The organism is Xenorhabdus sp. PB62.4 (assembly GCF_014467285.1).
Taxonomy (GTDB): Bacteria; Pseudomonadota; Gammaproteobacteria; order Enterobacterales; family Enterobacteriaceae; genus Xenorhabdus.
This window is the reverse complement of sequence record NZ_NKHR01000016.1, coordinates 98,130-108,073: the sequence shown is the minus strand read 5'-3', so window position 1 is coordinate 108,073 and position 9,944 is coordinate 98,130. Positions and strand designations below refer to the sequence as shown.

Genomic DNA, 9,944 nt, shown 5'->3' with positions numbered 1-9,944 from the left:
CTGAAAATACACACCTCGTCGGGAAAAGTTTCACGCAACGTATCGAGCGTGAAAATCTTACACTTCGCAACAGAATTAAACGATTGAATCGTAAAACACTCGGCTATTCAAAATCCCCTGAGATGCATGACAAAGTTATCGGGACTTTTATTGAAAGAGAATACTATCTTTAAAGCAGAGCAACGGATTGAATACATGACCCAAAAAATTCGTCTCGCATTATTTTCCCTTTACTTAGGCATAATTTTAACATAACTAAAGTGGCTGTATAAACAGCCACTTTAGTTAACGGGTAAATATAAGGGAAATAGGAAATCAAATTTCCTGAATATCTGGATCAGCGAATTGACGAAGAATGTCGAGATGAATATGCATATCCAATTTACTGACATTTTCAAGTTTAATTTCGCCACCTAAAATAATGGCAGGTTCAAAGCCAAATATTTCGTGCTCACCTAATGGACCATGTTTTTTTACAGCTTTGGAAAAAATACCTGTTTTTGTTCCGCCTTTTAAATCAAAATCATCAGGTGATTTTATTCCAAAGAAAGAGGATATTTCTTGGTCTAACTTTTTCTTTTCTTTCTTGTATGCTCTTTTTTTCGAATAATTAATAGAGTTAAAAATACAAGATATTGTTAAATTAATTCCTGTTTGTTCGCCACAAAGATAAAGTTTACCAAAGCCACTTCTGGCAATAACATGATAAGAGTCCATAGATTCGAATGGGGTATCTTCTAACCACATATCAACGATATCTTCATAGTCATCAGGATTGACAATACTAAATAATCCATCTCTATAACTGTTCCAACCTTCATGTTTCCAATAATACAATAATTGCCCAGGCAGTTTTCCCAGCCATTTATCTATGGCTTCGTCAGGGACTGCTCTGTGTTGAGTGGCCTCTCCCATATCTTCAATGAAAAGCTCAAAATCTTCATCCCGCATCACTTTTTCCCCTTACCTCGACACAATTCTAATTGTACATTCATTTTGGCATCACCTACCCCACTGCCCAGAGCTTCTTTAGCTGCATCATCAAGTGATTTTATACGTTTTCCATTCCAGCTACCACCGATGGCGCTGTTAATTCCCTTATCGCCCATTTTCTTAGGTGCATATTGACCATACCCTCCTGCTACCATATCAGGTTCATGCAACGCAGCCAATCCATCAAATATATCGTCTGCTTTTTTCTGTGATATTTTCTTCGCTTCTTTTGCAGGAACTCCTCGGTTTTTTAAACTATCATATATTTTTCCTTTTATATCTTCTTTAGTATCATTTCGGAAATCTTCCTGCGCTTTCCCAGCCAGACTATTCCGCTTATTCTTCTTATAAGAATCCCGTGCAAATTTGAACTCTTCAGGCGACATATTATTAATCGCATCCTGCTGTCTGCGCAGTTGTGCAGAATATTCTTTCAAAAATGCCTGACGCTCTTTCTCTGTTTTTAATCGCTTATAGCGTTTGCTGTTATAAGGATTAAAACACGGGACTTTAGTTTTTTTAGCCCCCTTGACTTTTCCGCCTTTTTTCTCTGGTTCGTCAGGTTTTCCTGTCTTCTCCTGTGGTTTTTCAACCTTATTAACTGTTTTTTTCTTTCCTTCTTTAGCAGTCACTTTTTCAATGGCTTTCCCGATATGCTTAACGCCCCCGACGATCCCTTTAACGACACTTTTAACAGCTCCTTTCGGGTTCAGATCTCCCAGTAGTGCACCGGTCTCCTGATCTGAATTGTCTAATGTCACCCGGAGTTCATCAAAATTGTCGGTGGCAGTGCTTTTTCTGGTTTCTTCAGCAGCTTCTGATAACACCCTGGCCTGTTCTTTATTGCCAAGGATATCATGCCACCTTGCTGCATCTTCCATATCACGGGCGGCTTCCATTTTGGCCGCAGGGTATGCAAGTTCCGCAAGATCCACCCCAAAATTCCAGGTATCTTTTGCCGCACCCTTCCCCATTTCAACGGCGCTTTCATATACCTGATTGGCAAAATTCTGTTCGTTCTGCGTGCCGGGCTTAAGTACCGGACTCGCTTCATCAGGGGCTGTAGTGACTTGTGGTGGCTGCCCGACAATTTCACCGAGGGTATTGCCTTCCCCTGTTGCAGCATCATTACGTGCCTTTTTTTCCAGTAAAGGTTTATCGCTCACCATAAGCGGTGTTTTTTTGGTTTTTTTTGCCATCGCCGTCTCCCTATGCGCCGTTCATCCAGAATTTATCCCCATGTCGCAGTAGCAGTTTGTTGCCTGCTCGGACACTTTTTGAGTGTTCTTTCGGGTGGCACTTACCCCCGACTGTGCCGCTTTTGATGCCATTGGCCACACCGGGCTGATCGCCCAGTGTCTGTGGCACAAAACTTTGGGCGAAGACCACCACGGGTTTGCCATTTGTCCGCACGGATTTGACTGGTACAGAGCTGTCTGCCAGTTTGGCCACCACCGGATAGGGAATGGGTGGCGTTGATGCCCCCATCGGCGTTTTGCATACGTCAGGTACAATGCTGACGACCATCCATTGGGTTGCTGTCCGGGCGAAATAGTTATCAGCCATAATGCACCTCCCTGCCATCACCCAAATCGACCCTGACCAGAGGTGCAGCCGGATCCATCTCAAACCGGGCCTCCATCACCCGGATGTTGTCGTCAATCTCGGCGTGGTAGCGGTAGGTCATGGAGAGCGTGAGGGCTTCGCTGTCGATAATTAAGGTATCCGGATACATCAGATCAGGTAACATTTCGCCATTCAGCATTCTCAGCAGCATAAAGGGGCGATGTCCCGGTAGCTGCACCCGCAGTGTGCCCTCACGGGTTAAATGAAACAGGCTGATACGGATATTATTATCCGGATGGTCGATTTGCTGATCTTCCGGCGCGTTATTCCAGTAGCTGAAATCAAAATCATCGGGGAGATACGGATGGCGTTCTTTCAGCCAGGTGTTATCGTAGGTGCCAGCTTTTGTGCGACGGGGCAGCCAGGGACGACCAATCATACCGAATCCTGCCGGCAGGCAGCCGAGGTCTGTCATGGCGGCCGGCTGCCATGCGCATTGGTCCATGTGTTTCCCGGTAACAGGCGCATCAAAATGTTCAAGACGTGGAGCCGGATAACGGGAAAGTTTTTTCGCTTCCACATACCACGGTGTGACAAATCCCGTGCCAATCGGATTGTATTCGAAAGTGGCATGGGCAATGGGGGGTGCCTCTTTTTCCGGATGCTGTGCCCGTTGCTCATCGGACAGCCTGAATCCATCTGCCACGGCAGCGGCTGCCTCATCATTTTCGTAGATCTTACACTGTCCGCCAAAGGCATACCGGTAGTCTATCGGTAGTTCCGTGAATTTTTGCGGCGGGGTCAGTTGCCATTCCCCTTCTAGGGAACGCTGAAACTCGCGTTCTCCCCACACCAGTAAGGTTTTATCAATAAGGGGTTGCCGATCCGCTGTCGTGACGAGTAACCGGACAGGGACTCTTTCAGCCGGAATGCCCGCTGGTGCATAGGCCACCCCGTTGACAATCACATCACATTTCGGTTTTAAGGGGGCCAGATCACTTTCCAGCCGGACAGAGGATAGGTTAAGTTCACCGCTGAATTCATCCTGCAATGTCAGCTCCCCGAACGGCTCGGTTAATACGGCCTGATAATACGGTCCGTTGCCGACAGGCTGGAGCTGATAAACGATTTTCATCGCAACAACATGATATTCTTCGTCTTCGGTATCCAGCATCTTGTAGTGCATGACCGAAAAGGGTGTCAGATTCTTAAATTCCATCGCAAAGCTCCTTAGTTCAGGTCAATGTCCTGTGCGCTGATTTGAATGGCATCACTAGCCTGAAACAGGAAGTTATTCCCCTGAATTGTGACATTACCCAGCTTGTCCATGCGCAGGACGCTGTTGCCACAGCGCAGCTCAATCACCGTGCCTGCGGTAATGGATAAGGATTCACCCACATCCAGTGTATCTGTCAGGCCAATGGTCTCTTCCCGGTGTTCGTAGACATCAATGGTCTGGTTTTTTTCGACCGTTTCACTGTGGTTCGCCAGCACGTGGGTATTACGATCATTGAGTACTTTGGTGTTCATGTCTTTTTGTGCATGAATAAATACTTCCTCACTGCCTTTCGCATCCTCAAACCGCAGTTCATTAAAACCTTTGCCTTTGTGGGTTTTGGTTCTGAAGGTCGTGCGGGTTTTCTGGGCCGGTAAATCCAGTGGCGGGCGGTTCAGGCCGTTATAAACACAGCCGGTAACAATCGGCCGATCAATATCCCCGTTGAGATAGGAAATAATCACTTCCTGTCCGATACGCGGGATGGCCATAAAGCCAAAACCGTTGCCGTTCCAGCCCTGTGCCACCCGTACCCAGCAGGAAGCACCGTCATCCGCTTTGTCATAGCGGTTCCAGTGGAAATGCACTTTGATAGCCCCATCTTTATTGACGAAGATTTCTTCCCCCTCAGGCCCAACGACAGTGGCGGTTTCATCACCATCAGCCTGTGGTCTGTAATGGAACGGCGGACGCCAGTCGGCGAGACCATCAATAAAGCTGAAGTGATTACTGAGCGTTGTGCCATCACCACTGCTATCGCCCAGTGCCTGCGGGCAGCGACCGTGATGGCTGATACCGACAATCTGCCAGCGGGCATTGAGCGGCAGGTGTGGGTGACTGATGATTTCGAAGATTTTGCCCGGCATCAGTTTGATGCAGTTGCTGCTGCCGCTGCCGGTCTGTTTCTGGTTATCCAGAGCATCATGGCGGTATTTGAGAAACGGTTTGGCGGCGGCATCTTTCTGAAAACGGCCGTAACTTTCAAACACGGTATAGGGGGTTTGGGTGCCAAAATCGCGAAACCCCTCGCTGCTTTGCATATGGGAGAGGTGATAGCGGGGATTATCGTAGTTAAAATCTTTGTGAAGGCTGCGTTGCGGACTCATCCCGACACCCAGTCGCACCTGATAAATCGTATCTGTACCCAGCGCGGTTTCCGGTTGCGGGCTGTAAGTCAACGGCAATCCCGCAGTCATGCCTAAATGGCTGTCGCTGAAAAACAGGGTTTCATCCTCGAACCAGAAACTGATGCCTTCTTCTGCTGCCAGCCGGCTGAAAAAGGCATAATCCGATTCCCGCTTCTGGGTAACATATTCTCTGTCCTGATGGGGATCGTAGAGTTTCGAATCGGCCCGGACTTTATGTTTTTTCAGTAAGCCACTCAGAATGGCCGGCACATTTTGCTGATGGAAAATACGGCTCTCCTGATTCAGCGTCAGACACCAGAGTACCGGGCGGACAGTGACGCTATAGAGCGTCTTATTGCCGTCGGTGCCGATCCAGTCCGCGTGGGAGATGATCCCGGTGATTTTGCGTTGCAACAATGGGCCGTGAAAAATTTGCAATACCGCTTCCTGCATCAGCAGCGACGTTAACTTAATCTCTGTCAGTGGCTTAAAGGGATTCAGATTACCGGCTCTGACCAGCGTCAGGTTCAGGGTAAACAGCTCAGATAATCCTTCCTGAAGGGAAAACTCCCCTACGCTGAATGTCCCTTCGGGCAATCCTGCTATCTGAAAAGTAAAGCGTAATCCACTTTTAGCGGTGGGAAGTCCATCTGTAATATTCATCATGTTTTGTGGTGCTCCTTGTTGTAATGGGATGATGGCTTACATCTCTGCGCGTGTTGCCCGTTCTGACCAGTGTCAGATTGAGGGTAAAGAGTTCGGATAATCCTTCCTGTAGAGAAAAATCGCCAACCGCAAAGGTGTCTTCCGGCACACCGGCGATGTGGCAGGTAAAACGTAATCCACTTTTCATTTTTTATTCCTTATCGTTTATGACATGCATGCCTTACATGGCCGGGCGTAATCCATCGACATGCCAGAACTGCCATAGCACCTTGTGACTGTCTGGGGTGAAAATCTCCAGCATGACAAACGTGGACTGGGTGATAAAACAAGCCAGCGCCTGATTGATTAACCGGCAGAAGCGATACATTTCTCCCTGATTACGATAACAATCAGGGTTCAGCGTCAGTGAGAGTAAATGCCCACGAATGGGGCGCCCCCGCCGCATCCGGTCAGTCAGACTCTCTTCCACCTGCACAATGCCTTCAATATGTTGGCGGAACTGGCGGCTCAACGGGCGATTCGTATCGGCATGAGGGACAAACAGGCGGAGAAACTGTTTCAGGCTTTCTGTGGTAAATAACATCACCGGCGAGCTGGAGAGGCAGGACAGCAGCGGCCAGCCGGAGTTTTCCTGCAACAACGGCGGATAGTCGGTAGTAACCGGAGTAATATTCTGCACACCAAGATGGGATGGTGAGCTTTCCTGTGTCACCGTAATAGCACCTTGTGCCAGTGTCAGCGCCTGTTCATGGTAGCCGGTGAAATGGCATGAAACCGCAATAGCGGGCAGGTCATTTGCGGGTTTGCCGGTCAAATCAAAAAAATGCAGCCGGTGCTGGGTTCTGCCCAGAAAATCCCGCGTGGTCTGAAGCTGGTAGTAAAAGTAATCAGGCTGTTGATCATCATCCAGAAAATACCCTGCCGGAGTGAACTGTTCAATCGGCAGCCAACGATAAGGCGTGCCCCGTTGTTCACTGTCATCGGGCTGTTGCACCACCTGAATATCCCGCAGCCGGAACAACCGCAACGATTCCCCCCAAAGACAGCGGATAATTGTGATTGCCAGCGCCTAGCAGGATCGGCGGGCTGATCTGGTTTTCCAGATGAATAGCAGATACGCAGCCCAACAAAAATGCTTCATCGACATTATCCAGTGGCAGTTCACCCTCAAAACGCCAAATCAGTTCAAACGTGCCATCTTCATTCAGCGGAACGTTCATACAACTCTTACTGATATCCAGAGTCACAAAATTATAAAGCTGGGGCAGCGCATAATATTCCACCAACGGTTGCAGGCCGGAATACGTATTCTTTGGCGCAGGCAGCACCGGATTATCAAACAGATCATGCCAGCCATAAGGGGAGCAGCCCAGTTTTCGCTGCTCTCCCTGTGTTATCAGGCTGATATCACAGAGATGCTGATCCAGCCACAAACTAAGCTGTGCCGCTTTTTCCGTATCGGTGCCGAGGAAAAAAGATAATACGCCGCTTTGCCAGACCGGAGAAACGGTGCCGGTTTGACACAGGGTCAGTATGATTTCACTGTGTGTGCCGGTTTTTTTCACCATGCGTTGTTGCACGATCAACGGCTCAATATGCAGGGGGCGGCAGGTTTTAAAGGTGAGTAACTGCCCGTTGAGGCTGGCAGACACGGACGTGCTCGCCGGAATATCGGAGGTGCCCTGATGCTCGCCCTCAGTGGGATAAAACTGCAATACGGTCGTGGGCGGGATCGGACACAGAGCTAACGGCCAGATACGGGACAGAATGCCGTGGGTAATTTCGGGAAAGTCATCGTCCAGTTTATCCCGTAAATTGGACGTCAGCAGGGCAAAGGCTTCGAAAACCCGTTCAATATCGGGATCATGGGATGAAGACAGAAAATCAGCTAAATGCGGCGAGTCTTTCGCCACGCGTTGCGCCAGTTCCCGCAGGTAGGCGCGTTCTTGCAGGTACAGCGATTCCTTGTTGTTTATCATTCGATTTCACTTATGTTTTATCAATCAGGGATCGGTATCATGCTGAATAATGTGAGTATAAAAATGGATATCCGTCAGTCAAGGTGGTTTATTGTACATGCTTACCAATAAAATTAATTAACCAATTAGATTCAATTTTCATCTAATTTTGGCGGGATATGGGGATGTCAGCCGTTTTTGAGAAGGAATTCAGATAAAAATAGGGGCAACTACCGTTTGATTCCACCATACCTGACCGCTAGCATCCTTTTTCTGCAATAACGATCCATCGCCTATCAGGATCGCCTTCGGGTGGCGAATGAAAACACCCGTAGCCTGCAAGGGAGAGCAAGATTGCGGTACATCTGCTCACTTTTGGAAGCAGATATCGTCGGACACATAACTCACCGTCTACTACTGTAGAACTTAATCATTTTAATCGTGTTTTTTTATTTAACCCTGTTTTCATTATTTACTATTAATGCCTTATATCTTATCCACCAAATTATTTTTAATACTCAGCTATTATTATTCAGCCGTAACTGACGAATGTATTTTTATCACAGAAAAATGAAATTGCTTAAAAAGCAATTTGCATTATTGGCAATGTACTCATTATCGTTTTTTCGGCACGATAATTCGTGATGTACGTATGATATAGCCGCCTAAAAATATTTTCAGAATGATATACCTGTCATTTTGTGGCGGTAGCTTTATCCAAATATATTATCCTGCATCTTATTTTAATTGAAATCAATCATAACCATTTTCATTTTAAAAGAGGCTATTATGTCTACAAGCACATCTCAAATTGCTGCTGAATATCCTATTCCTTCTTATCGTTTCGTTGTTTCCGTCGGAGATGAACACATTCCATTTAATAGCGTTTCAGGACTGGATATTAATTATGAAACCATTGAATATCGTGATGGTGTCGGTAGTTGGTTCAAAATGCCGGGTCAGCGCCAGCCAATTAATATTACCCTGCGTAAGGGTGTTTTTCCGGGAAAAACTGAATTGTTTGATTGGATTAATTCTATCCAACTTAATCAAGTAGAGAAAAAAGATATTACCATTAGCTTAACTAATGACGCAGGCACTGAATTATTAATGACCTGGAATGTCGCCAATGCTTTCCCTACCTCATTGACGTCTCCTTCTTTTGATGCCACCAGCAATGATATTGCCGTTCAGGAAATTACCCTGACAGCCGATCGCGTGACCATGCAGGCTATTTGAGGCATCTATAGTTAATCATTTCATATAAGGGATTTTTTATGACAACCGTTACCAGTTATCCTGGCGTTTATATTGAAGAATTAAATAGCCTGGCTTTATCCGTATCAAATAGTGCCACCGCTGTTCCTGTTTTTGCAGTGAATAAAGAAAACAAATATATTGGTGAAGAAACTGCCCATCGAATTAATTCTTGGATGGATTATCTTAATCTGGTGAACGACTTTGACAATAAGGATAAATTGTCAGTTTCTCTTCGGGCTTATTTTACCAATGGCGGGGGTTATTGTTATCTCATCAAAACGCCAAATTTAGAAAAACTCATTCCAACCTTAGATGATGTCACTTTATTGGTTGCTGCGGGCGAAGATATTAAAACAGCAGCGGCAACTTTATGTCAGCCGGGAAAAGGATTATTTGCCATTTTTGATGGCCCGGAAGAAGCGTTGACTATCACGAATGCGGAAACAATCAAGAGCAAGTATGACGCAACAGCATTCGCCGCAGTTTACTACCCGTGGCTGAAAGCGGACTGGGCAAAAATCACCATTCCACCGAGCGCGGCTATCGCAGGGGTTTATGCTTCCGTCGATCTCTCCCGCGGCGTGTGGAAAGCTCCCGCCAATATCGCATTAAAAGGTGGACTGGAACCTGCATTTTTGGTCACGGATGAAGTTCAGGGCGAATATAACTCCGGTCGCGCCATCAATATGATTCGAAATTTCAGTAATACCGGCACCACGGTTTGGGGAGCAAGAACACTGCAAGACGATGACAACTGGCGCTATGTCCCTGTGCGTCGCCTGTTTAATACCGTCGAGCGGGATGTTAAGCGCGCCATGAGCTTTGCCATGTTTGAACCTAACAGTCAACCAACGTGGGAACGTGTCAGAGCGGCAATCAGCAATTATCTTCATAGCCTGTGGCAACAAGGGGGATTGGCGGGCAGCAAAGAAGAAGATGCCTATTTCGTACAGATTGGCAAAGGAATTACGATGACGCCAGACCAAATTAATCAGGGACAGATGATAGTCAAAGTCGGTCTGGCGGCTGTTCGACCGGCGGAATTTATCATCCTCCAGTTTACGCAAGATGTAGAACAGCGTTAATCACATTGATTGA

At 46.8% G+C, this 9,944-nt stretch carries 11 protein-coding genes; 3 read left to right on the top strand and 8 right to left on the bottom strand.

Features of this window, described 5'->3' with window-relative positions; genetic code table 11:
- On the top strand, positions 1-173 hold a 173-nt coding region (locus tag Xenpb_RS13745; RefSeq protein ID WP_222942853.1), incomplete at its 5' end, for an IS1 family transposase.
- Positions 174-315: 142 nt separating this feature from the next.
- Here Xenpb_RS13745 and Xenpb_RS13740 read toward each other — a convergent pair.
- The 8 genes from Xenpb_RS13740 to Xenpb_RS20050 are packed head-to-tail and all read right to left on the bottom strand — an operon-like array spanning position 316 to position 7,607.
- Positions 316-951: a GAD-like domain-containing protein gene (locus Xenpb_RS13740; RefSeq protein ID WP_187654846.1), complete on the bottom strand. Its 636-nt coding sequence runs from the start codon at positions 949-951 to the stop codon at positions 316-318.
- Positions 951-2,192 (bottom strand): polymorphic toxin type 15 domain-containing protein, encoded by a 1,242-nt coding sequence (locus Xenpb_RS13735; RefSeq protein WP_187654845.1) that lies wholly within the window; start codon positions 2,190-2,192, stop codon positions 951-953. The genes Xenpb_RS13740 and Xenpb_RS13735 overlap by 1 nt, the downstream gene beginning before the upstream one ends.
- Positions 2,193-2,202: 10 nt before the next feature.
- Positions 2,203-2,559 carry a DUF4150 domain-containing protein gene (locus Xenpb_RS13730; protein ID WP_187654844.1) on the bottom strand — a complete coding sequence of 119 codons (357 nt, stop codon included), beginning with the start codon at positions 2,557-2,559 and terminating at the stop codon, positions 2,203-2,205.
- Positions 2,552-3,778 carry a DUF2169 domain-containing protein gene (locus tag Xenpb_RS13725; RefSeq protein ID WP_187654843.1) on the bottom strand — a complete coding sequence of 409 codons (1,227 nt, stop codon included), beginning with the start codon at positions 3,776-3,778 and terminating at the stop codon, positions 2,552-2,554. The genes Xenpb_RS13730 and Xenpb_RS13725 overlap by 8 nt, the downstream gene beginning before the upstream one ends.
- 11 nt (positions 3,779-3,789) lie before the next feature.
- Complete coding sequence (gene tssI / locus Xenpb_RS13720) at positions 3,790-5,625, bottom strand: type VI secretion system tip protein TssI/VgrG (RefSeq protein WP_187654851.1); 1,836 nt, start codon at positions 5,623-5,625, stop codon at positions 3,790-3,792.
- Positions 5,594-5,815 carry a hypothetical protein gene (locus tag Xenpb_RS13715; RefSeq protein WP_187654842.1) on the bottom strand — a complete coding sequence of 74 codons (222 nt, stop codon included), beginning with the start codon at positions 5,813-5,815 and terminating at the stop codon, positions 5,594-5,596. Before Xenpb_RS13715 ends, tssI begins: the two co-directional genes overlap by 32 nt.
- Before the next feature lie 33 nt (positions 5,816-5,848).
- Positions 5,849-6,655 (bottom strand): type VI secretion system baseplate subunit TssF, encoded by an 807-nt coding sequence (locus Xenpb_RS20055; RefSeq protein WP_255523145.1) that lies wholly within the window; start codon positions 6,653-6,655, stop codon positions 5,849-5,851.
- Entirely contained in the window at positions 6,606-7,607 is a 1,002-nt protein-coding gene (locus Xenpb_RS20050) for a type VI secretion system baseplate subunit TssF (protein ID WP_255523144.1), read from the bottom strand. The genes Xenpb_RS20055 and Xenpb_RS20050 overlap by 50 nt, the downstream gene beginning before the upstream one ends.
- Positions 7,608-8,375: 768 nt before the next feature.
- Between Xenpb_RS20050 and Xenpb_RS13705 the strand changes: the two genes are divergently transcribed.
- Together Xenpb_RS13705 and Xenpb_RS13700 are read left to right on the top strand one after the other, a co-directional pair.
- Positions 8,376-8,825 (top strand): phage tail protein, encoded by a 450-nt coding sequence (locus Xenpb_RS13705; RefSeq protein WP_187654841.1) that lies wholly within the window; start codon positions 8,376-8,378, stop codon positions 8,823-8,825.
- A 38-nt stretch (positions 8,826-8,863) separates the two neighbouring features.
- The gene (locus Xenpb_RS13700) at positions 8,864-9,931 is read left to right on the top strand and encodes a phage tail sheath C-terminal domain-containing protein (RefSeq protein WP_187654840.1); all 1,068 of its coding nucleotides are present in this window, start codon (positions 8,864-8,866) and stop codon (positions 9,929-9,931) included.
- Positions 9,932-9,944: the final 13 nt, after the last annotated feature.

Coding starts and splice junctions, on each gene's coding strand:
- Xenpb_RS13740 (WP_187654846.1), bottom strand. CDS start 951: ATGCGGGATGAAGATTTTGAGCTTTTCATTGAAGATATGGGAGAGGCC.
- Xenpb_RS13735 (WP_187654845.1), bottom strand. CDS start 2,192: ATGGCAAAAAAAACCAAAAAAACACCGCTTATGGTGAGCGATAAACCT.
- Xenpb_RS13730 (WP_187654844.1), bottom strand. CDS start 2,559: ATGGCTGATAACTATTTCGCCCGGACAGCAACCCAATGGATGGTCGTC.
- Xenpb_RS13725 (WP_187654843.1), bottom strand. CDS start 3,778: ATGGAATTTAAGAATCTGACACCCTTTTCGGTCATGCACTACAAGATG.
- tssI (WP_187654851.1), bottom strand. CDS start 5,625: ATGAATATTACAGATGGACTTCCCACCGCTAAAAGTGGATTACGCTTT.
- Xenpb_RS13715 (WP_187654842.1), bottom strand. CDS start 5,815: ATGAAAAGTGGATTACGTTTTACCTGCCACATCGCCGGTGTGCCGGAA.
- Xenpb_RS20050 (WP_255523144.1), bottom strand. CDS start 7,607: ATGATAAACAACAAGGAATCGCTGTACCTGCAAGAACGCGCCTACCTG.
- Xenpb_RS13705 (WP_187654841.1), top strand. CDS start 8,376: ATGTCTACAAGCACATCTCAAATTGCTGCTGAATATCCTATTCCTTCT.
- Xenpb_RS13700 (WP_187654840.1), top strand. CDS start 8,864: ATGACAACCGTTACCAGTTATCCTGGCGTTTATATTGAAGAATTAAAT.